Source organism: Drouetiella sp. (genome assembly GCF_059504425.1).
In genome coordinates this window covers 1-22,767 of record NZ_JCACIN010000090.1, presented here as the reverse complement: position 1 = coordinate 22,767, position 22,767 = coordinate 1, and the positions used below count along the sequence as shown (strand labels likewise).

Annotated in this window: 21 protein-coding genes; 10 read left to right on the top strand and 11 right to left on the bottom strand. The window is 48.6% G+C overall.

The window, feature by feature from the left end; genetic code table 11:
- Positions 1–34: 34 nt before the first annotated feature.
- A complete protein-coding gene (locus AC5JMP_RS20830; RefSeq protein ID WP_495853413.1) occupies positions 35–955 on the top strand; it encodes a bluetail domain-containing putative surface protein in 921 nt (306 codons plus the stop codon).
- A gap of 111 nt (positions 956–1,066) precedes the next feature.
- Here the strand turns inward: AC5JMP_RS20830 and AC5JMP_RS20825 are convergent, their stop codons facing one another.
- The 4 genes from AC5JMP_RS20825 to AC5JMP_RS20810 all read right to left on the bottom strand — a co-directional run bounded on the left by AC5JMP_RS20825 (position 1,067) and on the right by AC5JMP_RS20810 (position 5,516).
- The gene (locus AC5JMP_RS20825) at positions 1,067–2,962 is read right to left on the bottom strand and encodes an ABC transporter ATP-binding protein (RefSeq protein WP_495853412.1); all 1,896 of its coding nucleotides are present in this window, start codon (positions 2,960–2,962) and stop codon (positions 1,067–1,069) included.
- Positions 2,963–3,343: 381 nt separating this feature from the next.
- Entirely contained in the window at positions 3,344–3,934 is a 591-nt protein-coding gene (locus tag AC5JMP_RS20820) for a cell division protein SepF (protein WP_495853411.1), read from the bottom strand.
- Positions 3,935–4,055: 121 nt separating this feature from the next.
- Positions 4,056–5,006 (bottom strand): SPFH domain-containing protein, encoded by a 951-nt coding sequence (locus AC5JMP_RS20815; protein ID WP_495853410.1) that lies wholly within the window; start codon positions 5,004–5,006, stop codon positions 4,056–4,058.
- A gap of 84 nt (positions 5,007–5,090) precedes the next feature.
- Entirely contained in the window at positions 5,091–5,516 is a 426-nt protein-coding gene (locus AC5JMP_RS20810; protein WP_495853409.1) for an NfeD family protein, read from the bottom strand.
- Between the two features lie 412 nt (positions 5,517–5,928).
- Between AC5JMP_RS20810 and AC5JMP_RS20805 the strand changes: the two genes are divergently transcribed.
- Positions 5,929–6,186 carry a GlsB/YeaQ/YmgE family stress response membrane protein gene (locus tag AC5JMP_RS20805; protein ID WP_495853408.1) on the top strand — a complete coding sequence of 86 codons (258 nt, stop codon included), beginning with the start codon at positions 5,929–5,931 and terminating at the stop codon, positions 6,184–6,186.
- 65 nt (positions 6,187–6,251) lie between these two features.
- Here the strand turns inward: AC5JMP_RS20805 and AC5JMP_RS20800 are convergent, their stop codons facing one another.
- Positions 6,252–6,806, bottom strand: a complete 555-nt coding sequence (locus AC5JMP_RS20800; RefSeq protein WP_495853407.1) for an HAD family hydrolase — start codon at positions 6,804–6,806, stop codon at positions 6,252–6,254.
- Between the two features lie 445 nt (positions 6,807–7,251).
- Between AC5JMP_RS20800 and AC5JMP_RS20795 the strand changes: the two genes are divergently transcribed.
- Together AC5JMP_RS20795 and AC5JMP_RS20790 are read left to right on the top strand one after the other, a co-directional pair.
- Positions 7,252–8,109: a DUF305 domain-containing protein gene (locus AC5JMP_RS20795; protein WP_495853406.1), complete on the top strand. Its 858-nt coding sequence runs from the start codon at positions 7,252–7,254 to the stop codon at positions 8,107–8,109.
- Positions 8,110–8,207: 98 nt separating this feature from the next.
- A complete protein-coding gene (locus tag AC5JMP_RS20790) occupies positions 8,208–9,332 on the top strand; it encodes a tRNA dihydrouridine synthase (protein ID WP_495853405.1) in 1,125 nt (374 codons plus the stop codon).
- On the opposite strand, the gene AC5JMP_RS20785 is transcribed toward AC5JMP_RS20790, so the two are convergent.
- The gene (locus AC5JMP_RS20785) at positions 9,296–9,658 is read right to left on the bottom strand and encodes a hypothetical protein (protein WP_495853404.1); all 363 of its coding nucleotides are present in this window, start codon (positions 9,656–9,658) and stop codon (positions 9,296–9,298) included. The two genes, AC5JMP_RS20790 and AC5JMP_RS20785, sit on opposite strands and share 37 nt — an antisense overlap.
- Before the next feature lie 362 nt (positions 9,659–10,020).
- Between AC5JMP_RS20785 and AC5JMP_RS20780 the strand changes: the two genes are divergently transcribed.
- Positions 10,021–11,232: a glycosyltransferase gene (locus tag AC5JMP_RS20780; protein WP_495853403.1), complete on the top strand. Its 1,212-nt coding sequence runs from the start codon at positions 10,021–10,023 to the stop codon at positions 11,230–11,232.
- Here AC5JMP_RS20780 and AC5JMP_RS20775 read toward each other — a convergent pair.
- From AC5JMP_RS20775 to AC5JMP_RS20765, 3 genes are read right to left on the bottom strand one after another with little or no spacing between them, the layout of a single operon-like run.
- A complete protein-coding gene (locus AC5JMP_RS20775) occupies positions 11,212–11,829 on the bottom strand; it encodes an SAM-dependent methyltransferase (RefSeq protein ID WP_495853402.1) in 618 nt (205 codons plus the stop codon). The two genes, AC5JMP_RS20780 and AC5JMP_RS20775, sit on opposite strands and share 21 nt — an antisense overlap.
- A gap of 3 nt (positions 11,830–11,832) precedes the next feature.
- Positions 11,833–12,609, bottom strand: coding sequence for a PIG-L deacetylase family protein (locus AC5JMP_RS20770; RefSeq protein ID WP_495853401.1), 777 nt, complete (start codon positions 12,607–12,609; stop codon positions 11,833–11,835).
- Between the two features lie 8 nt (positions 12,610–12,617).
- Positions 12,618–13,844, bottom strand: coding sequence for an acyl-CoA dehydrogenase family protein (locus AC5JMP_RS20765; RefSeq protein ID WP_495853400.1), 1,227 nt, complete (start codon positions 13,842–13,844; stop codon positions 12,618–12,620).
- A gap of 482 nt (positions 13,845–14,326) precedes the next feature.
- Here AC5JMP_RS20765 and AC5JMP_RS20760 point away from each other — a divergent pair, with 482 nt between their 5' ends.
- The 5 genes from AC5JMP_RS20760 (at position 14,327) to AC5JMP_RS20740 (ending at position 20,838) form a co-directional block, all read left to right on the top strand.
- Entirely contained in the window at positions 14,327–17,458 is a 3,132-nt protein-coding gene (locus tag AC5JMP_RS20760; RefSeq protein WP_495853399.1) for an MFS transporter, read from the top strand.
- 329 nt (positions 17,459–17,787) lie between these two features.
- Entirely contained in the window at positions 17,788–18,855 is a 1,068-nt protein-coding gene (locus tag AC5JMP_RS20755; protein ID WP_495853398.1) for an agmatinase family protein, read from the top strand.
- Positions 18,856–19,301: 446 nt separating this feature from the next.
- A complete protein-coding gene (locus AC5JMP_RS20750; RefSeq protein WP_495853397.1) occupies positions 19,302–19,685 on the top strand; it encodes a hypothetical protein in 384 nt (127 codons plus the stop codon).
- Between the two features lie 105 nt (positions 19,686–19,790).
- Positions 19,791–20,435, top strand: coding sequence for an ATP phosphoribosyltransferase (gene hisG, locus AC5JMP_RS20745; RefSeq protein ID WP_495853396.1), 645 nt, complete (start codon positions 19,791–19,793; stop codon positions 20,433–20,435).
- A gap of 265 nt (positions 20,436–20,700) precedes the next feature.
- Positions 20,701–20,838, top strand: a complete 138-nt coding sequence (locus AC5JMP_RS20740; protein ID WP_495853395.1) for a hypothetical protein — start codon at positions 20,701–20,703, stop codon at positions 20,836–20,838.
- Positions 20,839–20,853: 15 nt separating this feature from the next.
- On the opposite strand, the gene AC5JMP_RS20735 is transcribed toward AC5JMP_RS20740, so the two are convergent.
- Both AC5JMP_RS20735 and AC5JMP_RS20730 read right to left on the bottom strand, forming a co-directional pair.
- Positions 20,854–22,188: a homoserine dehydrogenase gene (locus AC5JMP_RS20735; RefSeq protein ID WP_495853394.1), complete on the bottom strand. Its 1,335-nt coding sequence runs from the start codon at positions 22,186–22,188 to the stop codon at positions 20,854–20,856.
- Between the two features lie 142 nt (positions 22,189–22,330).
- Positions 22,331–22,504: a hypothetical protein gene (locus AC5JMP_RS20730; RefSeq protein ID WP_495853393.1), complete on the bottom strand. Its 174-nt coding sequence runs from the start codon at positions 22,502–22,504 to the stop codon at positions 22,331–22,333.
- Positions 22,505–22,767: the final 263 nt, after the last annotated feature.

The following is a 22,767-nucleotide window of genomic DNA, read 5'->3' as shown; positions in this document are numbered from 1 at the left end:
ACGGCTTCAAGCACCTTAAAGCAGAAGCCGGAAGATGTCAAATGGGTTCTATAAAAACACCGCCAAGAACGGCACCGCCAACTACGGCATTCAGCAGCACACGAACCGCGAACTCACCGATAACGGCGGCAATATCCAGTTTCCGCCCAAGAAAACCAACAACTTCAACGACTACAACGCCACCGCCAAAATCAAATTAGTCGATCCTAAACTCGGCGACCTGCAAGACAACGGCGGCGGCATTCCCACCCATGCTTTGCTAAGCGGTAGCCCTGCCATCAACGCTGGGGTAAGCAACAGCGCAGCGACCGACGGGCGAGGCTTTCGGCGGACAGACGGCAAGATCGACAGTGGCGCATTTGAGTTTGGCGCAGTTGGCAGCCCGTCAGGAGGATCTCCAGCTGGATCTCCAGTTAACGATACGCTCACGGGCACATCGAGCAGAGACATTCTCGTGGCGGGTGCAGGGAACGACACACTGACGGGTGGTTTAGCTGCTGATGTGCTGACGGGCAAGGCGGGGGGCGATCGCTTCCTCTACAGCGGCACCACTCAGCTAGAAGCTTTCTCTCAGTCGTTGATCAAAGCCCCCGATCGCCTCACCGACTTCAACGCGGCTCAAAAAGATCGGATTCAGCTCGATTATGATGGCAATTTAGCGATCGCCCAGCGTCCCAAGGCGCTCTTTAATGCCGGGAAAGTAGGGGGGAAAAGCCTCACCAACTCGGCAAAATTGGCTTTTGCCGACAAGAACCAGACCCAAGGCGGCAAGCAAAGTCTACGAGCTAACGAGGCTGTGTTTTTCCGACGGGGCAGCCGTACCTATTTGGCAGTTAACGATAATCTGAAGGGGTTTGGGGGCGATCGCGATCTAGTCCTGGATGTGACGGGTATCCAAATGGCAGGAGGAGACGCAGCCGCGGGAGCGCTAAAAGTGAGAAACTACTTCGCCTAATAGAGCTGCCGCTTTGCCTAATAGAGCTGCCGCCAGTAATTCTTGGGGTAGGGGCTTAGCAATGCTAAGCCCCCACCAAACTAGGCAAATCTCACGGCTCTCACCCTCTCATTAAAGGTAGCTACTCGCCTGTCGGGTAAACATTGTGCAATATTGCCCTCCTGCCTCCATGAGCTGATTATGATTGCCTGATTCGATGATCTTGCCATGCTCTAACACCACAATTCGATCGGCGAGCTTAGCCAGAGCTAGGCGATGGCTAACCACTACCGTCATCCGACCCTGAGCGATCGTCCGAAAAATTCGGTAGATTTCATGCTCATTTTTAGGATCGAGCGCTGCCGTTGGTTCGTCAAACACCAGAAGCTCCACCTGCGACAGCCGCAGGAGGGAACGGGCGATCGCTACTCGCTGCCACTGTCCGCCTGAGAGATCTATGCCCTGTTCGAGCTGTTTGCCTAGCGGTGTTTCTAGACCCTGGCTCAGGTCTGCAACAATTTGATCAATGCCCGCATCTTGCAGCACGGCATGAACGGCAGTATCTTCGTGAACCTTGGGCAAAAATCCCCAGCCCACGTTTTCCCTCAGCGTCGTCGGGAAGCGGGCATAATCTTGCATCACGACTCCAATCCGCGATCGCAGTTCCTCCAGCGAAAGCGATCGCAAATCCTGTCCATTCCAGGAAATGCTTCCCTGCGTTGGGTCATACAAACGGCAGAGGAGTTTTGCCAGCGTGGTTTTACCAGCACCATTTTCGCCCACCAGCGCCACCATTTCTCCAGGGCGAATCGTGAGATTAATCTGATCCAAAATGCGTTTATCGCTGCCGGGATAGGAAAAACAGAGATCTTGCAGATGCACTCCTGGCTGAAGAGACTCAGAGGTTGCAACCTTGGGACGATCGCCACTCCTAAGCTCTGGCTGCAAATCTAGAAGCTGAAAAATTGGGCTAGTGGCAAGCGCCACGTCATAGAGTTCGCCCGTGTTGCCAATCAAAATATAGAGGCTTTGGCGCAGCTGAAGAATAATGCCCGTATACAGCGCCAGATCGCCTAGGGTATAGCTGCCCCGCAACACGCCCAGAACCACATACACGTAGGGCAATGCTGCTCCCAGACCGCCCACCAATGCCCACAGCATCACGGCGATCGCCCCTTCTCGGCGGATGCGCTGCATTTTGTTGAACAGCCTACTGAACAAGCCCCGCCAGCGATCGAGCAGGATGGATTGCAGCGAAAATAGGCGAATCTCCTTGGCGTAGGCTTCCCCAATCAGCAGCTTGCTGTAGATCTCCATCTCGCGGGTCAGACCTGCCTGAGTCGCCTCTGTGCGCCAGCTTTTGCGGTGATGCTTCATTTCCACCAGGATGGAAGGCGCAGAGGAAATTATCAGCAGCAAGGGCACCCACCAGGCGATTGACCAGGACAGCAGCACTGACGGAATCAGCATGAAAACGCCTACCAGGGTTGCCGCCATAATCATAGATAGTCGCTGAAGCCGCTGCACTCCTTTGGTAGTTAGCTCGACTAAGTTCAGAAGTTCAGGAGTTTCAAACAGGGCAATATCATCAAACGTTGCTACTTTCTGCAAAACCTGTCCTTGTACATGTCCCTGAACCCGATCGCGCAGAGAGGCAATCAAGGCAGTGCTGACCGAATCTACTGCATCAACGATCAGGTTGAGCGTTAGGGCGGCAATGACGCTCCACATCAGCTTAGGCTGGGACAGGATGAGGGCGATCGCATCTTGCGTCACGCCCTGCCCCATCAACCGTGAAGCTTCATCAATCACGATTTTGGTCAAAAACAGAGAGACTGCGGGACCTGTGCGTGTGAACAAATTGAGCAGCGCTAAGTTCCGTAATTCTGATGGTGCAGCTTTTACGACCATCCAAAAACTTCGGCGCAACGACTGAAACGTGGTTAAAGGTTGAGGCTGCATATAAGGTGAATGTCCCTGAAACTTCGGTGAAAGCTGCAACCTAGCCGCGTTGAAACGATCGCACAACAAAATGTCCTGAGGAAACAGGATGTTGGACGATGCTTGATAGCAATACCGTAGTCAATACAAGCCGATACAAGTCAATGTAAACAATTCTTGGGGTAGGGGCTTAGCAATGCTAAGCCCCCACAGCGGATCGGTTGTACAGGTTATTTAATCCACGATCATTAGTATGGGCTTAGTACGGACTTAGTAAGGACTTAGTACAGACGGGATCAACAGGAACGAACGCTGGAAATTTCTCAAGTTTATACTACAAGTGTAGTATTTGTCTCGTGGGCGTTGCTGGCTTTAGATACGAATTTTTTTGAAAGGGGCGCTCCGCGCCCCTTTCAAAAAAATTCATACCCAGATTTAGCTCGGAGAAAATCTCAAAGCTCTGCTCCCCTAAAACTCTGTTTGCAAGTTAGTTCTTAGACCTGTGCGATTGAAGATGGGAGGAATGCCTGTAGGCGGCTTTGTAGTTAATGTCGGCGATCCTGTCGGCGATCCTGTCGGCGGCTCGATCGGCAATCCCATAGCCGTCGGTTGCTCAACTGTAGGCTCAGCACCAGAGTAGCTGCTAATTTGCACAAAGCTGGGGGTAAATAGAAATACGCAGGCACCCAAATGCCGCTGATGTCCGTCGATCGCATAGGCTCCACCCGCCACATAGTCAGCGCTACGCTGAGCCTGCTGAGCATCCATGAGAGTCAAGTCGAGAATAACGGACTTGCGTTCGCGGAGGGCGTTAACGGCTTGAGGAACTTCCTGGAACGATCGCGGCTGCATCATCACAACCTCCATTTGACCCGATCCCGGTAAGCCAATGACTTTGGATGATCCGTTAGCTGGGCTGCCAGATCCATAGCGCGATCGCCGTTCTGAACCACTCCCTTCTTGTTCATCCAACGCTTGTGGATCTTCTAGATCATCTTCGTACTCTTCATACTCTTCATCAATTCCAAGTACATCTCGCAAGCGTTGGAAGAAGCTCATGGCGATCTTACCCGCATTAGTTCACTTGTTCTATCTTAGAGTACCTTATCTAGATACGAAAGAGCAAGCCTAATTAGAAGAAGATTAGGAGTAAGCCAGCATATGTAGTAGTCTGACTAGGCTATTTTTTCTCTTCTTCCACCATAGACAGCATTCCTTGAAGGGCTGCCGGAATGCTATGAGGATCCATAAACACTACCTTGCTGCTCTCGCTCTTGCCAATTTCTGTTCCCATATCTAAATAGCTGAGCGCTAGCAAAACCTTGCCTGCTTGGGGTGCATTGGGATCTTCTTTCAATGCCTGATTGACAATTTTAATGGCCTCTGCGGTCGCTTGAGCCTTCAGAACCTGCTGTTGCCGTTCGGCTTGGGCACGCAGCACTAACGCCTTTTGCTCCGCTTCAGCCTGCATGACCACAGATTTTTGGCACGCTTCAGCATCAAGGATTTGGGCATCAGCCTTGCCTCTGGCGCTATTGACTGCCGATTCGCGTTCGCCCTCAGAGGTGAGGATAGCTGCCCGCTTGCGCCGCTCGGCTGACATTTGCAGTTCCATCGACTCCTGCACCGCTTTAGAGGGAATAATGTCGCGTAGCTCTACACGAGTCACTTTCACTCCCCACGGATCGGTAGCGGTATCTAGCTCTCGCAGCAAAATTTCGTTGATTTCAGAACGGGCGGTAAAGGTTTCGTCTAGCTCCAGACTGCCCATCTCAGCCCGAATCTGCGTCATAACTAGATTAGTCATTGCAGATTGCAGGTTCTGAACTTTGTAATAGGCTTTTTCCATATCCACAATTCGCCAGTAGATAATGGCATCTACGGTAATCGCCACGTTGTCGCGGGTAATGCAAGACTGGGGCGGAATGTCTAACACCTTCTCGCGGATGGTTTCTTGGTAGGCGACGCGATCGACAAACGGCATCGTGAAATTGAGTCCGGGCGCCAGCTTGCGGTTATAGCTACCCAGTCGCTCTACTAGAACCTCGTTTCCTTGATTCACAATTTTGACGGAGCCAGCGACTCCTGCACCGCCCAGTGCCATCAAGATTAGCGTAAAAAAAACGTCCATCTAAAAATCTCCTAGCTTATTAATCTGAATCGCTTATTAATTCGGCTTGTTGGTTTAGCTTGTTAATTAAATGAGAGAGCAAGCTCAAAACCGAAGCGCCTGTTCGGGCATGACAATTAGCGTTGTGCCCTGTCGCCGCACCACATAGACCTTCTGGTGAGGAGCGATCGCTATTTCTTCGTCTTCACAGCGCGCCTGCCAAGAGTTGCCCTCATAGATTACTCGCCCGGTTTGTCCTGGCAAAATTTCTGTGAGGGTTTTAGCCTCTTTGGAATCCTCAATCACACGAGATCTTGTTTTGGGAAGAAATCGCTGCAGCAAAATATTTAGCAGCACTGAAAGCGCTAGCCAGAGAACCACCTGAAGCCCTAAATGAGGAATCACGGGGGTCAGCAAGGCAACGGCGATCGCGCTCAAACCCATTGTCAGTTCTACAAATGCGGTAGGAATGATAAATTCCATGATGCAGAGGGCAACTCCTGCGATCATCCAGAGAACTGAGACACTCATGGCATTCACTCATTTGAACGAAAGGGCATTGAAGTCGAAGGGCGTAGGGTAAAGACTTGAGTTAGAGGCTTAGGTTAGAGAGTGTAAGTTGCAGTAACCTGACTGCAACTCGCTATAAGCTCAGAATTCCCTTAATCCGGCTAAATTGCTCATGCAAATTACTTATACAAAGCGTTAGCTGCCTGTGTTTGACCTAAATCTTATGTTTAGCCTAAATATTTCGAGTCTTAAAAATAACAACAGGCTTGGAGACGGCATTTCCGGAAAGCTATGTCTGTCAACGGCAGAGGCTCCTAGGAGTGGTCAAGAGGAGATTTCTAGACTATTCAGCAGATGAGGTAGCAATATTTATCTGATAGATTCATCTTTTATATCTATGATTTTATACCTAAGGCGTAAATCTGAGGGCTGTATGGATCTTCTAACTTGGCTGATTGTTGGGCTTGTGGCTGGTGTGCTGTCTAGCGTTGTGGCAGGCGGCATCGGCTATGGCATTTTGGGCGATATTGTTGTGGGGATTGCCGGGTCATTTCTGGGCAGCTGGCTCTTTGCGCAACTGGGACTCACCGCACCTTTCAGCGGACTAGCTGGCGTAATTTTTGTCGCTTTCATTGGTGCCGTTGTCTTGCTGTTCCTGTTGCACCTTCTGCAACGGGGTCGAGCTGTCTAGAGCGATCGCCTTATCTCAGTCTGTAAGAAGATTGGGTCTCGAAAGGATTGAGCTGTAGAGAAGGCTTAAGACGATAAATTGAGCCACTTTCCCACATACATAAAGGGAACGCCTGCGGCTAAGGCTGCGGCTTCGTCCGATTCAAGATCGCCGACCATCAGACAATCTTGGGCTTCAGCGCCTATCTCTTGCATGGTGTAGAGAAGCATTCCAGGATTAGGCTTACGAAAGAGTCCAGAGTTTTGAACGCCTGCCCGCTTCTTCAGACAATCAAATACTCCCAAATGATCGGGCAGCTGCAAGATTTCCCAAGCTTGCACTCCTTTCATATCGGGGCAAAACATCGCACGGCTGACTTCTGGAATCAGCTTCATGCAAAACTTCATTTCATCGATTGCCTCTTCCAGCTTTTTATACGTCTCACCTGTGTCTGGATTAACGGTGTTGCATCTGCCCTGGTTAGAGACAATCGCTATTGTCCAACCCTCAGCAGCATATTGTGCAATGGTCTTTGCAACCCCTTTGATCAGCTTTTGATCGGCAGGATGCTCTACAAATTTGTGACCTGCTTTGGGGCTAATTAATGTTCCGTCTTTATCCAGCAGTAGCAGCTTTATCATAATTTTTGCCTAAGCATGACATTTGAGGAGCTAACCTGCTCCAAACCTACTGTACTCAGAGGTAGGGCAAGGCTAGGTTAAGGCAAAGTCAAGGACTGTTTACGTCATGCCTCAGATATTTTCACCAGATGTTTTAAGGCAGCAAGTCAGCTAAACATTGAAGAAAATAAACGGTCTACATCGCAGAGATTTCAATTTCCTGAATTAAGAAAAGAAATGGCATTGAAAATTACCTGCGGCGATCGCTGATCGCACTTATCCCTACAGAATTTTGGTGGTATTCAGGTAATGATTTTTTGATCAAATTGACACGCTAATTCTGATCACTTCAAGAAAAGAATGATCGATTCAGAGGGAAACTATCAAAAAACATCAGCATTTCTCCCGGATTACTACATTTCCGATCAGATTTAGTGAATGTAGTTTTTGCCGCTTGGACAGTATTATGCAATTGAGTAAAAGCCTAATTTCGCTGACATTCTACAGCACATTGCTGATGGCGATCTCTACAGGAGCGGCTTATGGTCATACTTCTAAAACACAGCCTGTCGGTCTAGAATTCTCACCAAATTTGTCAACGTTAGGCGAAAATTCAGCAGATGACATGGCTCATGCAACGCCAGAGGTAGGTCATTTAACCTCTGGGTCAGGTCACTCTGAGTCGGGTCATTCTGGATCGGGTCACTCTGGGTCGGGTCACTCTGGGTCAGGTCACTCTGGGTCGGGTCAGGAAATGCCCGATGCAGATCACATGATGCCCGGTATGGATCATTCGACACCCGACGGGGATCATGGTTCTATGAGCTTAGGACCTGAAGATAAGTACTTCGATCTGCGATTTATCGACGCGATGATCCTTCACCATCAAGGCGCGGTGCAGATGGCAGAAGAGGTGCTGAAGAAATCCGATCGCTTTAGCCTGAGAAAACTAGCACGAGAAATTATTCTAGTTCAAGGGCGGGAGGTCAGACGAATGCAGGCTTGGCGCGAAGCTTGGTATCCCGGTGCTGATCAACAGCCCCTTATGTATGTCGCTGAAAAGCAGCAGACGCTCCCTATGTCTGAGCAGATGCAGGATGCTATGCTGATGAGCATGGATATGGGTTCAGCAGATGAAAATTTTGACTTACGTTTCATCAACGCCATGCTGCCTCATCATCAAGGCGCTGTTGCTATGGCGGGAGAGGCATTGTTGAAAAGCGATCGCCCCGAAATCAGGCGTTTATCCAGAAGTATCTTGGGTGTTCAGCAGCAGGAAATCTTTCAGATGCGTACCTGGAGAAGTCAATGGTACAGCCAATAGCTAGGCACTTAGCTACTGTTCATCTTGCTGAAGAAGCCTAGGATCATACTCTGCAATCGCGTAGCCAGAGTAATCTACCGCACAAACGACTCCTCAAAATGCCGCCATTTGATCGCCTTCCTCCCTCCATCTGTCCAGAACTCCCTCTGACAGCTTTGGCACCCATGCAGGATGTGACCGATCTATTTTTCATGAATGTCATTGCTGGCTATGGCTGCCCTGACTATTTTTTCACGGAATATTTTCGCGTCCATGACAGCTCAGGGTTAGATAAAAAAATTCTGCGATCGATCACCGAGAACTCAACCGATCGCCCTATCTTCGCTCAGATGATTGGGGAAAGCGTTCCTGATCTGGTTCGTATTGCTAAGGCGCTCAGTCAGTATCCGATCGCGGGTATTGACTTAAATATGGGATGCCCTGCCCCCAGGATTTATCGAAAAAATGTGGGAGGCGGACTGTTGCGCGATCCTGAGAAAATTGATCGCATTTTAGGAGAGTTGAGAAATACTGTTGAGGGTCGCCTAACGGTCAAAATGCGTATCGGCTTTGAGGACACTACAAATTTCGATCGCATTCTCGACCTAATCCAACGACATAGCATTGACTTGCTGAGTCTGCACGGTCGTACAGTCAAGGAAATGTATCATGGTGCGGTGAATTACGACCTCATCGCTCATGCCGTCCAACGGGTGAGTTGTCCTGTTTTAGCCAACGGTAACGTCACATCTGCTCCTAGCGCTGCTGCGATTTTGCACCATACTGGGGCTGCGGGAGTCATGGTTGGGCGGTCTGCCATTCGCAACCCTTGGATCTTCAAGCAAACTCGGCAATATTTGAGCCATCAGCCTGTTTGCACCATTACCCTAGCTGATGTGCGCGAGTACATCGATCGGCTGTATCGATCTACAACAGCGCAGACAGTACCAGAGCGAGCGCGTGTCAGCTACCTAAAAATGTATCTCAATTACATTGCGCAGGGTGTAGACGCGGGTGGCGCTTTCTTGCGTGATATGCGGCTTGCTCAAACTCAAGCGGCTTTATTTTCAGTCTGCGATCGCCATCTGCTTAGCAACCCAGACCAAGAATTTTCTTTAGAACCCTATCCGGGATTAGTAGCTCGTCCCAGCAGTGAGACGAGCTGTAGCGCTGGAACGCCCGATGGAGTTAAGGCTTCTTCAGAACCCTACTTTTCTGCATCAGCCGTTCTATCCTCTAATTGAATTTGACGAACCACATCCGAAATTGCCTCTGCATCTTTGACGTGATGCAGCGCTTCTTGACTGCCATCCGGCATATCCACCACAAAATACGTCGGCACGACGATATGGTCGCCCGTGATATCTGGAGCATCTACCGCGACCTGCTTTGCCTTTTCCTCAAGCGACTTAGATTCGTCGATGCGATCGCCTGGATTGATAGTGGGAGGATTTTCTGAATTCTTTATTATTCGCTTCTGCTCTGCTTTTTGCTGAGGATCAACCTCTTCAGGTGTCATGGGCTGTTTTGCAACTTTTTGCTCTTGATGATCTGATGAGTTTGCCGTCATAGAGTTGTCCTAATGCTTGACTGAAATTGTATATCTTTTCATTGATTCTAATAGAATTTCTAAGCTGATAGTATCATCCTCAAGACTGACTTTTATAGGTACTTCTCAGCTTCTCTAGCCTGTTATTTTAGGTATCTAACTCTATATCTTGTTAATCCTCCAAAGGATGGATTGAGCAAATGAACGATAACGATAAATTTGTACTATCAGGATTAATATATCAGGTTCACCTTCAGCTTTCAATTTGTAGACGAAGTTCTACAAAATATTCTAGATAGAAAAGGATTTGTATGCAGAGTGATTGCTTATCAGCAGTTGCAGAAGAATTTCATTGCCAAAATGTTGAGTGCTTAACTTCATTTTTGGTAGTTACTCCTCCTCTTAACCAGTGTGATACCTGCGTGATTGTTCCTGTTCGTAACGAAGCGGAAACAATGGAGTTCACTCTAGATGCTCTAAGGTATCAAACCGATCTGCAAGGATATCCGTTAGACCTTACTTCTTATGAGGTGATTGTTTTAGCCAATAACTGTAGTGATGATTCAGTTAAGATCGCCCATCAGTATGCCATGCGTCATCCTGAGTTTGTGCTGCATGTTGTAGAAAAGACTCTACCGCCATCACAAGCATACATCGGGTATGTACGACAAATCCTCATGAATGAAGCCTATGCTCGGCTCACGAAATTAGGACAGGGGCGAGGCATTATTGCTTCAACGGATGGTGATACTCGCGTTGCATCTGATTGGATCGCGGCAATTCGCCAAGAAATTCATCAAGGCGCTGATGCGGTTTCCGGGCGACTATTAACCGATCGCAGCGATCGCAATTTGCTAGACCCCTACACTCGTCTTTGCTATCTCAGGGCAGTTGGCTACGGTTATTTAGGAGTTGAGCTGGAGTCTTACATTGATCCTGATCCTTTTGATCAGTTGCCCCGTCATCATCAGCATGGGGGAGCTAGTTTAGCCGTTACTGCCGAAATGTACGCGATCGCTGGGGGAATGCCTGCTGTTCGCACTCCCGAAGATGTTGCCTTCTATCAAGCTCTAGTGAGGGTCGGTGCTCAGTTTCGTCACAGTTCGAATGTGAAAGTCTTTACCTCTATGCGACAGCAAGGACGAGTCAGTAACGGCATGGCAAACCAGTTAAATCAATGGAGCAAATTGGATCGTCAGCCTTATTTAGTAGAGTCTGCTGCTGCCTTAGAAACGCGTCTACAAGGACGCAGTAACTTGCGAAGGTTATGGAATTATATGCTGAAAGACTATCAGCCTCAGGAGCAAGAAATTTGCTCGATCGCAAACCTTTTGCATATCAATCCTCGATGGCTTAGCTATATGCTGGTGCAATCTGATTCATTTGCAGAGCTGTTTGCTTTAATTGAACAGCGTCAGGATCAAGAAGGGAATTGGCAAAAAGCTTGGAAGCCTGTAGACATTCGCCACGCTATAGCCGACCTGCGCCTCCGAATTAGTCGTCTTCGTGCCAAAGCTCAATTAGGCGCAAAGACACAGTTAAGCGCAAAGACACATTTAGGAATGCAGACTCAGCTAGCTCACTCGTTCAAATAGATCAAGCCTATACTGTTCTTCTCGCTGTCCTGCAAGATGGCGCAGCGATCTGGAGGTTAGTTGCTCAGCCGATAGCGCTAGAAAGGAGTCATGAACTTCATCACCGCTCAAAGGATAATCACGCGCGTACAGCGTCCAATGCACGAGGAGCAAATGTCCACCTATCTCCAGATGGTTGAGAATGTGAGACTGAGTCGTTTGCAAATCTTGTTTGGACAGGTAATAGCCCACCTCTGAGACGAGAATTAGATCAAACTGTTCATCTGGAAACTGTTGAGGCACCTGCATAATCTCGAACCGGACTTGAGATAGGTTTTGGCACCGCTCAATAGCTTTTGCTTGAGCAACTTGGGAGACATCTACAGAGAGCAAGTTTTCACAGCGATCGGCTAATTTTTGGGTCAGAACACCGATAGAACCACCTATTTCAAAGGCAGAGCGGTAAATAGGTTTAGGGAGAGCCGCGACAGTTGCCGCGTATTTCTTAGCCTCGTATTCACTGGTTTCAAACTGCCATGGGTCTGGATTCTCGCTATACATTTCTTCAAAGTATCTAGGCGGCAGTGATTGAGGTTGTGGCGATTGAAAAGATGACATCAGCTATTTCTCCAGTGCAGATTCTTCCAAAAATACTTCCCAGGGTTGGGCAAAATGTGTGAGCATATCGGCGCTCAGTCGGAATCCCTGAGGGTCATCATCAATTAAATTTGTGACCTGAGAGCGATAGAGGGCGATCGCCTTTTGTTTCAGCTCCAATACTGAGTGAATGTCGAGTCTCCAGGCTTTCGTAACCTCAGAATTAACTTGATTCCCTCTTTGCGTCGTATCCCAGTCCCAAATTGGGTACTCAATCACGCGAGGAGCAGCCACAGTGCTGAAGTCCTGCAATGCAAGAGCAGCCTGTATCATTTGCCAAGTAGCACGGTGATCCGCATGGGGATCTTGCCGCCAAGGCAAAAAGATGATCTGCGGAGCAATCGCCTCCAGGTACTTCTGACAGGCTGAGACAGCTGCACCAAAGCTTGGATTGGTTGACATGGGTACGGCACTATCTGGCAAGCCTAAAAAACTAACCTGACTAGCCTCTACGCCCAAAGTTGCCATTGCCGACTGTGTTTCTTGAATCCGTAACGATCGCAATTTTGCAGCCGGATACTTTTGCGAATTGGGATGGGACATAGCACCATCGCTGATCACCAAAATATACACCCTACAGCCTAAAGAGCTGAGTAGAGCGATCGCACCGCCGCAGCCCAAACATTCGTCGTCCGGATGGGGTGCAACTACGAGGACGGGACTTTTGGCGATCGCTTCAACTGAGTGGAGCGGCAGCCTGTCGGGATTTTCCAGCACAGAATTCTTTTGTACAGAGTTCATAGGGCGGCTTACTCTTTCAGTGCTTCCCACAAACTTTGAGCAGGTTGAGTCTTGCGCAACGCATATTTGCCAACATCTGCTAAAACCGCATCAAAGTTGGGTTGGCGTAAGTACAGCATCAAGTCTCGGATGATTCGCTCCATCGGATGGGGTGGCAGTAACCCACGAGTTCCAACTGATCGTTCACAGAGTTGAATAACATCCATGCAAATCTGCTCGATCGCAGTTCTCACCATATTGGCGTAAGCAACGATGCGATCGGCTTCAGGCTGAGCTTTACCTGGATGCCCTCCGAACATAGGTGAATATTGATCTAATTGATCGGCAACTCCTTGCAGCCACAGGTTGCCGCTTTCTATGGCGATCGCCATCTGTCCTAGCCGAGCCTCTTGGTAAGGATCACTCGTTCGGTTCAAGTCTTGCAAATATTTCCGGGTTGCGTCAAATAAAGCTTCAGCGCCGCCAAGCTGCACGGCAGCAAAACGAATTGCACCACCAGATAACCAAGGCTGACGATGGTAATCATCGGGTTTACCAATCAACGATCGTTCATCTAGCTCAACGCCACTAAAATCGACTTTGTAACTAGCGGTTGCCTTCATGCCAGAGGGCTGCCACCAAGTCGGGTCAGCATGGGTAACGACCTCATCTACAGGAACAACGCACATTTGCCAGCGACCGTCAGGAAGTTTGCCATTGACAAAGGGACGATCGACACAACCCACGCCTGAGCAAAAGGTTTTGGATCCTTCTAAACGATACCGTCCTGCTCCTAAAGGAATCAGATGCACCCCATCAGCAGCTTCTGCATTCCATACACCAAAAACTTTGTGGCGATCGCGAACATCGCTGGCATAACGCGAAATCTGCTCTGGCGTTCCAAAAGTCTGCACAAGCTGCAATCCGTTAATATGCCCCTCATAGATTCGACCCACTGCCAAATTGCCCCACCCAATCCGCTTGAGCAATTGCAGAAGTGTATGGGTCGCTTCCGCGGCAATGCCAAGCCCTGCACCCCCTAATTCTTGACGCAGCGGCGCTGTCAGCAACCCTGCTCTCCGAAGGCAGTCAAACTCCTCAATGGGTAAAGCATTATGGCGATCGATCTCTGCCGCATTCGTGGAACAGAACTCAGCAACTTCTAGCGATCGGTGAAGGATATCTGTTGCTAATGAGAAGTAGTGTTCTGGCTTGGCAGGTGTTAGGAGAGGGTATGTAATATCTAAAATGCTCACTTGGATTATGTCTATCAGACTTTGGCAAAATCTCTATAGAGGTAATGATGAAACCAGTCTAGTTGAAATACCTCTATCTAAAGGCACGAATAATGAGTTCTATACAATCATTTCTATATTCCTTTACAGGACTCAATGTATGATTTTCTCAAAGAATTTTAGAGCCTTAATTCATAAAAGTTTTTTTAAGTATTGGTCAAAATTAGCTAAATCTCTTTATTTTCAAACTTCGTCCTAGAGGGAGTTTGGGGTCTCCAGGCTTGAGAAACTTTGACACGACTTTACATAGAAAAAAGAATATAGAGTACGCGAGAGCCATATTTACAAATGAGCGGTTTTCTCACTTTGGGTAGATGGCAAATTCATTACTGAAAAGGACTCTTGGTCTATAGAGGTATGTCATTTGTTTGAAAATGCAGCATATTTTATAGTCTATCGAAGACTCACTTTTGATGAGGGCTGAAGTTATGACGATTGGAGCTATGACAATCACTACGAATTTATTTGAAAAGGCAGCCTGGATTGCACAGACAACTGTTGCACCTGCTGCTACTACAGATGTAATTACTCCTGGAACAACTGCTGTTGTTTTCTCAGGGCCGCAATTTTTTATTGCGCTAGTCTCCGGAGTATTACTAGCGTTTGCATTTCAGCTGGCATTGACCAATCTTTCAGTTGCAGCAGGAATTTCCTATCTGGGGCGCTCTTCCGATTCTCAAGACGATCCTGATGAATCTGAGGATTCAGGTCACGCCGTCCGTAAGATTAGCCTCCGTGTTGGAATTTGGACATTAATTACCGTCACCCTTGCCCTATTTTGCGCCTGTTATCTTGCGGTTCAACTGAGTTTACTAGCGACAGCGAGACTAGGAGCGATCGTCGGTTTAGTCATCTGGGCGGCTTACTTTTCAATTTTGGTTTGGGTTAGCTCGACGGCTGTAGGCTCATTAGTTGGGTCGGTAGTCAGCGCAGCGACCTCAGGAGTTCAGGCGCTTCTAGGCACAGCAACGGCAGCGATCGGCGGCAAAGTTGCTAAGCAGCAGATGATATCCACAGCGGAAGCTATGGCATCGGCTGTAAAGAACGAAATTGGCTCAGGCATTGATCCCAGCAGCATTCGTGAATCGATCGAAAGCTATGTTCAGCGCCTTAGCCTCCCCGGATTTGATCTGTCCAAGATCCGAGGAGACTTTGAACAGTTGATCAACGATCCTGAAATTGAGGCATTGGCGGGCAGCGATCGCCTTCAGGGTATCGATCGCCAAACTTTTGTAGATTTGATCAGTCGGCGCAGCGATTTCACCTCTGATGAAGTCAATCGATTTGCCGATCTTCTAGAGGGAGTCTGGCGGCAGACCATTGGACGTAGAGCCAAACCTGATTCAATGTCAGAACTTGTGGGCTATTTAAAGACCGCTCAACCTGGGCAGCTCAAAGTTGAAGAATTAAATGCAAAGCTCGATCGGATTTTGGCGGAGCGCGGACAAGAGCAGTCTGGCGGATTGCAGTCAACGGTTCAATCTGGGCTAACGACACTGGTGGGTCTATTGGCAGGACGTACCGATCTGTCGGACTTAAAAATTGAGCAGATTTTAGAACGACTGAAGACAGCGCCTAGCAAAGTAGCTGAGCAAACAAATCAGCTAGTCGGTCAATTTCAAAATGGTCAGCAGGATGATGGCAAAGAGAATGGAAGTGAGAATAGTCACAGCCCTATTCGCACTGACGTAGAGAACTATCTGCGAAACACCTATTCCTGGCAAATGAATCCAGAGACGATCGCCAAAGAATTTCGCACTGTTTTATACGATGTAGAAGCTGATCCCAATGCAGTGATTGCTCAGCTATCGCTAATGAACAGACTCTATTTCGTCGAGGTGCTGCGATCGCGGGGTGTATTCACGCAAGACAAAATTCAGCAAGTTGCCGACCAGCTAGAAACCACTCGTCTGCAAGTATTGGCTGAGGCGCGTGCGGTTAGAGAACGGGAAATGACTTTAGATCTGAGGCGACGGGTTGAGGAGTATCTGCTACAAACACCTAAGCAAGAGCTTTACTCAAATGAGGCTCCAACCTTCCGTGCGCTTTTGGAAGACATCGATGCGGATCATGAAACGCTCAGTCTGCGATTAGTTCCCTATGACCGAGAGGCATTGCAGCAGATTTTACTGCGGCGATCGGATATCACTCCTGCCGAAGTAGAAAGCTTCCTGACCCCGCTAGAATCTACCCGCGATCGCGTGTTATTTGAGTCTCAATCGCTGGATGAGCAGGCAAAGCAGCGCCTAGCTAGCACAAAGCAGAAGTTTGAGGATTACCTGCGCAACACAGGCAAAACCGAGCTGAGTCCAGAAGGAATTAAGCGCGATTTACAAGCCTTAGTTTCTGATCCGCAGACAGGTATTTCGGCTCTGCGTTATCGGGCTTCGCAATTCGATCGCGATACAGTTGTAAAACTGTTAAGCCAGCGTCAGGATATGACTGAGGCAGAAGCCAATCAAGTTGTGGATGAAGTTGAGTCTAACTGGCAGACGCTGCTGAACTCACCTCGCACTGCTGTTGAAACTGTCAAAGAAACAGTCAAAGACAAAACTGATCAAACACTGAGTTCTCTCTCGGATTACCTGCGTCGCACTCAGCTTGAGGAACTTGATCCAGAGGGTATTCAGCGCGATCTTACTCAGCTTTTGGATGATCCGAAAGCTGGCGCATCAGCCTTGAGGCAGCGGCTTTCTAAAGTCGATCGCGCTACGCTAGTTAAGCTCTTGGGTCAACGACAAGATTTGTCAGAAGCTCAAGTCAATCAAATCATCGATCAGGTGCAGGAAGCCATTCGTAAGATTATTCGATCGCCTCGTCGTTTGGCACTACGGGCACAGCAGCAGGTCGTAAACTTTGAAACTACGATCGAAGATTATCTCCGAAATACTGACAAAGATGAGCTGAATCCAGAGGGCATCAAGCGTGATCTGAAGTTGCTGGTTCAATCTCCGCAAGTTGGGTTGCAAAATATCGGTGAACGATTCTCTCGGTTCGATCGGCAAACTCTCATTGCACTTTTGTCACAACGTCGGGATATATCCTCAGAAGAAGCCGAGCGAATTGTCTCTCAAATTGAATCAACTCGTGACCAGCTTTTAGAACAAGCTCGACAAATTCAGCACCGCATTCAGGAAATTATCGATCGCATTTTTGGACGAATCCGAGACTACTTCAATTCACTCAATCGCCCTGAACTGAATTATGAAGGTATCACGCAAGACGTACGCACTCTGTTTGATGATCCTCAAGCCGGATTTGAGGCGCTGCGGACTCGTTTAAGTCATTTCGATCGCCAGACGTTAGTGGCGCTCATTAGCTCTCGTAAAGACATTTCCGAGGCAGATGCCAATCGAATTATCGATCAAATTGAATCGGCTCGAACGGGTGTTTTGCAGCAGGCTGAACGCATTCAGAATGAAGCGCAAAGACGAGTAGAATCTGTTAAAGCCCAGGCTCAGCGGCAAATGGAGGAAACTCGCAAAGCCGCAGAAGCCGCAGCTTGGTGGTTGTTTATCACGGCTTTTATTTCAGCCCTTGCTTCGGCAGGTGCCGGGGCACTTGCCTCTAGCTAGTCTCTAGCTTGCTTCTATAATCCGAAGCTACGCTTAAACTCAATCACTTAAATCTTTAGGGAGGTGCGCAATCCGTATCTCCCTAAAAAATGGGAAAAAACGATGGAAAAAGCTGAATCTTATACCCATTTAAAACCCAAACAGGGCAGATGATTTTCGAGAGCCGCGCTCCGCGCGGCTCTCGAAAATCATCTGCCACCTCATCAAAATCATCTGCCACCTCACCTTAAATGGGTATCAGGTGTGGAAATACGCCCCATTGATAGGATGACCTAAAGATAAAATAGAGAAGCGATCGCAACCCACAAAAATTCCTTCAGGACAAGCCCATGGCAACTCAGGCATCTCAAAACCAAAATCTGCAAGCGCAAAACCTGCAAGATTTTGACCCCAGCAGCATTGGAGTAGACAACGGCAATTTGCTAGGGTTGCCCTTCGACTACGATTCTGCCAGCACGATTGTCTTTGGCGTACCTTGGGAAGTGACTGTATCCTACCGTGCAGGCACAGCCGCAGGTCCTCAGGCGGTTTTAGATGCCTCTCGCCAGCTTGATATTTTTGACTTTGATCATCCTGAAGGCTGGAAGCAGGGCATTTTCATGGCAGAAATTCCGGCTGACATTCAGCAGAAAAATGGAGTTCTGCGGCAGCAAGCTGCTCAAATTATTGAATACATGGAGCAGGGTAAATCCATTGAAGACAGTGCTGAACTCAGTCAGGTACTCGACAACGTTAACCAAGAATGCCAAGGCGTTAACCAATGGCTGTTTGACCAAGCGACTGCCGCTATGAATTTAGGCAAACAGGTGGCAGTGATTGGCGGTGATCATAGCGTGCCGTTGGGCTACATGCAGGCGTTAGCAAAACGTTATCCCGACTTTGGCATCCTACATATTGATGCCCATGCCGACCTGCGCGATGCTTACGAGGGCTTTCAGTTTTCCCACGCCTCCATTATGTTTAATGCTCTGAAGCTGCCTCAAATTTCCAGACTTGTTCAGGTAGGTATTCGCGATCTATGTCATGACGAATTTAGCCTGATTCAGCAGTCTAACGGGCGCATTTCGACCTACTACGATCCGATGCTAAAGCAAAAGCTCTATGCAGGGCTATCCTGGCTAGAGCTTTGCCAGCAGATTGTTGCCGAGTTGCCTCAGCAGGTTTATGTCAGCTTTGATGTGGATGGACTTGATCCCAAGCTCTGCCCCAACACAGGCACTCCGGTTCCCGGTGGGCTAGAGCTAGAGCAGACTTTCTGTTTGTTTCGAGAGGTGATCCGTAGCGGACGGCAAATTATTGGCTTTGACGTCTCGGAAGTCGGTGATGGCGAATGGGATGGCAATGTCAGTGCTAGAGCGGTCTATAAGCTGTGTAATTTGATGGCGCTCTCTCGGTAACAACGCGCGATCGGTGTCGGCAAAACCGTGAGCTAAAGCCCCATAAGCCAAGTTCACATGAATTTCATGAGGCTTCTGAGATTCTTCTGATAAGCTAGGGCAGAATATGGAAGTTAGCTCTGAAAGGATGTTTGAAAAGTGGTCGGCTGTGATTTTGGGCATCTGCTGATCCCCCCTTTCCCCCATAAAAAGAGGGGAAATAATTTCAAAGTTCCCCTTTTTAAGGGGAATTGAGGAGATCTGAAACGTTCCTCTACCACCGCTACCAATAGTTGGACTTTTCAAACATCCTCTGAGTTACAGCTCTATGCTGAGAGCGATCGCATAAGCAATAATGCTGGGTATCTACTATGGTTTTTACATAGGTAGTTTTTACACGGGTGGTTTTTACATAGGTTTTGTACAGGTAATCTCCACACGATTTTCAACTCGCAACGGCAAGTGAAATGATTCAGAGAGTTTCATTTGGCAGCATCTGTACCGGGTTAGCACTATCTGTCGCACTGTGGTCTAACGATAAAGTTGTCCAGGCGGCAGCTGTTGCGGCAGGTTCGTGCTTTGCCAGCTTTACGGCAACGACGATCGCCATTGAGCAAAATCGGCAGCGCAAGAGTCGAATGGCTCATGCTGACCTATATCTAGAGCTACTGCGGCAAATGAGTCGCCAATCCCCTTCTCTCCGTCCCCAGCGTCCTAGAGTTTGTCAAGGCTGCCACTTCTACCACGGGCAAACCTATAACGGCAATCAACTCATCTGCGGGATGCATCCCTACGGCGTGGAAGACGACTACTGTGCAGACTGGCAAAGCAGTGAAGACCTGAAGGTATAGTAGCGCTTTGCGGATGATTTAGCAGATAATTTACCTGAGCGATCGCCCTACAAAACATGGTAGCTTCAGGTTTGTCATATTACTTGCCCTAACGATCCAGCCCTAATGATCACTGTTGCTCTTCCCAAAGGCGAACTGCTCAATAACAGCATCCAGCTTCTAAAGTCGATTGGTCTAGACTTCAGCGCCTTTCTAGATAGCTCCAATCGTCAGCTAGAAATCTGGGATGCAGCCCATACGGCAAAGGCACTGCTGGTGCGAAACTACGATGTGCCTGTCTACGTCGAGTATGGACAGGCACAGCTCGGTATCGTGGGATATGACATCTTGCGAGAGAAACAGCCGAAAGTAGCGCATCTGGTCGATCTTCAGTTTGGTCTATGTCGGATGTCAGTAGCCGTCAAAGCCTCTAGTCCTTACCGATCGTCCATGGATCTGCCGCCTCACTGCCGGGTTGCCAGTAAGTTTGTCAACTGCGCCCATGAGTATTTCAGCGGATTAGATATGCCTATCGAAATTGTGCCGCTCTACGGTTCGGTGGAGCTAGGACCTATCACAGGTATGTCGGAAGCGATCGTCGATTTAGTCGCTTCAGGTCGCACTTTAAAAGACAACAACCTGATTGAAATTGATCGGCTGTTTGAAACCACGGCTCGGCTCATTGCCCATCCTCTCAGCTATCGTCTGAATATGGATGGCTTACAGGAACGGATTGAGCAAATCAGAGAAGCGATCGTGCCAGTCGCCTGACTCGATTTTTATAGGAGTTATGGCTGTTGACCTTTTGCTTAAGACATTTAGGGTGGGCGCGAAACGCCCTAAATGTCCCCGTCCTAAACGCCTTAACGGTTACTATACTTTACGGCTCTTAACATTCCTGAGAGCAATTCACTAGAAGATTCAGCATCAAACTTTAAAGATTTTCTAAAGAACAATCCGGAATGAGTGGATTGGGCGGTGAGGAACAACTTATACAAGTTAAAAGTTGAGGCACGCTTGGAGTGGAAAATTCTTTATGGAAAATTCTTTAACCGAAAGACTACTTGCCGTCTTGCTCAGCCTCATTACGTTGGGATCAGTCGCCACCCTAACCTACATTCTCATTACCGCCGAGCCGTCGGTGATCCCCACTCAGAGCTACTTGCAGAACTAAGCTGGGCTTTCTTCTCTACACCACCCGCAGGACGCTAGGAACCGTCACTGATTCAAACGATCGAATCTCCTCTAATGCTGCTCGGAAATTCCCTTCACAAACGTGATGAGTGATCACGACTATTTCGGCGCGATCGTCCTGTAGCCCAATTTGCACGATCGATTCCAGGCTGACGTTGTGACTGCCAAAACAGGTGCCTAGTTTACCAATAACGCCGGGATGGTCGTGGGTGAGAACTCGTGCGTAGAAGCGAGTCACCAGAGCTGAGATAGGAGCGATCGTGCAATAGTCTTGATGTGAGCAGGCAAGTAAAGGATCGAGCAGAGGCTTTCCATTGGATTGCACCATTCCACCCCGACCCACCTTCAAAATAGCGGCAATGTTCAAAATATCCGACACCACTGCACTTGCCGTCGGCCCTGCTCCTGCTCCTGGCCCATAAAACATGACCTGCCCAACCGGATCACCCTCAATCAAAATGGCGTTAAACACGCCGTTCACATTTGCTAGAGGATGGCTCTTGGGTACGAGCGTGGGATGAACTCGCACCTGAAGCTGAACCAGAGCTGAGTCCTGATGAATGTCCGGTGAGTCACGCTTCGCCGTTGCCAACAGCTTAATCACAAATCCTAGCTTTTCGGCATAGGCAATATCAGCAGCGCTGACCTGACGAATGCCCTCACAGTAAACCTCCGCCAGCTTAATTCGTCCGCCAAAGGCTAGAGAGGCAAGAATCGCAATTTTGTCTGCTGCATCTAGCCCGTCTACATCTGCCGTCGGATCAGCCTCAGCATAGCCCAACGCCTGCGCGTCTGCCAGAACGGCCTCAAAGCTGCTGCCCTCCATCTGCATCCGGCTAAGAATATAGTTAGTCGTGCCGTTGACGATCCCCATGATCATCTGAATCCGATTGGCGCATAAGGATTGCTTCAAGGGTTCAATGACCGGAATGCCACCCGCCACAGCGGCTTCTAGCAGCACATAGACTCCTGCTTCATTAGCAGCCGTAAAAATCTCGTCTCCAAACCGGGCGATCGCTGCTTTGTTCGCCGTTACCACATGTTTGCCGTGGGCAATCGCTTTCAGCATTAGCGATCGCGCAGGTTCTAGCCCCCCCATCACCTCCACTACGACATCAATATCAGGATCGGTTACGATCGCATCTAGGTCAGTGGTGAGGCATAGCTCAGGGGGAAGCTTCAGGGATCGAGGTTTGTCAAGCGATCGCACCCCTATTCGGCAAATTTCAATTTCTTGCAGCAGCGGATGCCGTTGAGCTGGATCTAGCAAAATCTCTGCCGTTCCCGATCCAACGGTTCCCAATCCTAGTAGACCAACCTTAAACGCCACAATTGCAACTCGCTGCGAGACATCTTCGACTCTCCAATTGTATGGGAGTTTTATCAGAGCAATGGAGCAAACTCCATAAAACCAGAGAAACGAAAAACCCCGGCACAAAGACCGGGGAATTAGTTGCATTCAGGAACATGCTTTAGAGGTTGATTAGAGAATAGCGATCGCCTGTGGCGCTAATTGAGCGCTCTTGTGACAATTCTGTGTCGGTTAATTCTGTGTCGGTTAATTCTGGGCTGGCAGGAAGGGCAGGAAGTACGTTCTCGAAAGTGTAGATGAGCAATCGCAATTCAATAAAGGAATTAATCTTCATCTACACTTTAAACTCTCTTGACAGTTGTACCCATTCAGATGCCATGGAATGCCCTAAAATATAGCTAAAAAGATGCTTCTGGCATTTGGAAACAACCGTTACTAGGCATCAGCATTCTGAGGATTAACCTTCTGAGGCATTTGATGTTTACTGTTTCAGTGTTTGCTAAGGTTGTATCCGCCAGCGCTTGCAGTAAATGTTAGGCTCTACAGGCGTTAGGCTCTACAGGCTGAAGCTCGCAGGCTGAGATGATGTAGATGTTA

Excerpts from the sequence above, each read along its gene's own strand:
- AC5JMP_RS20830 (WP_495853413.1), top strand. The coding sequence starts at position 35 with ATGTCAAATGGGTTCTATAAAAACACCGCCAAGAACGGCACCGCCAAC.
- AC5JMP_RS20820 (WP_495853411.1), bottom strand. The coding sequence starts at position 3,934 with ATGAGCTTCTTCCAACGCTTGCGAGATGTACTTGGAATTGATGAAGAG.
- AC5JMP_RS20815 (WP_495853410.1), bottom strand. The coding sequence starts at position 5,006 with ATGGACGTTTTTTTTACGCTAATCTTGATGGCACTGGGCGGTGCAGGA.
- AC5JMP_RS20810 (WP_495853409.1), bottom strand. The coding sequence starts at position 5,516 with ATGAGTGTCTCAGTTCTCTGGATGATCGCAGGAGTTGCCCTCTGCATC.
- AC5JMP_RS20805 (WP_495853408.1), top strand. The coding sequence starts at position 5,929 with ATGGATCTTCTAACTTGGCTGATTGTTGGGCTTGTGGCTGGTGTGCTG.
- AC5JMP_RS20800 (WP_495853407.1), bottom strand. The coding sequence starts at position 6,806 with ATGATAAAGCTGCTACTGCTGGATAAAGACGGAACATTAATTAGCCCC.
- AC5JMP_RS20795 (WP_495853406.1), top strand. The coding sequence starts at position 7,252 with ATGCAATTGAGTAAAAGCCTAATTTCGCTGACATTCTACAGCACATTG.
- AC5JMP_RS20790 (WP_495853405.1), top strand. The coding sequence starts at position 8,208 with ATGCCGCCATTTGATCGCCTTCCTCCCTCCATCTGTCCAGAACTCCCT.
- AC5JMP_RS20785 (WP_495853404.1), bottom strand. The coding sequence starts at position 9,658 with ATGACGGCAAACTCATCAGATCATCAAGAGCAAAAAGTTGCAAAACAG.
- AC5JMP_RS20775 (WP_495853402.1), bottom strand. The coding sequence starts at position 11,829 with ATGTCATCTTTTCAATCGCCACAACCTCAATCACTGCCGCCTAGATAC.
- AC5JMP_RS20770 (WP_495853401.1), bottom strand. The coding sequence starts at position 12,609 with ATGAACTCTGTACAAAAGAATTCTGTGCTGGAAAATCCCGACAGGCTG.
- AC5JMP_RS20760 (WP_495853399.1), top strand. The coding sequence starts at position 14,327 with ATGACAATCACTACGAATTTATTTGAAAAGGCAGCCTGGATTGCACAG.
- AC5JMP_RS20755 (WP_495853398.1), top strand. The coding sequence starts at position 17,788 with ATGGCAACTCAGGCATCTCAAAACCAAAATCTGCAAGCGCAAAACCTG.
- AC5JMP_RS20750 (WP_495853397.1), top strand. The coding sequence starts at position 19,302 with ATGATTCAGAGAGTTTCATTTGGCAGCATCTGTACCGGGTTAGCACTA.
- hisG (WP_495853396.1), top strand. The coding sequence starts at position 19,791 with ATGATCACTGTTGCTCTTCCCAAAGGCGAACTGCTCAATAACAGCATC.
- AC5JMP_RS20740 (WP_495853395.1), top strand. The coding sequence starts at position 20,701 with ATGGAAAATTCTTTAACCGAAAGACTACTTGCCGTCTTGCTCAGCCTC.
- AC5JMP_RS20730 (WP_495853393.1), bottom strand. The coding sequence starts at position 22,504 with ATGAAGATTAATTCCTTTATTGAATTGCGATTGCTCATCTACACTTTC.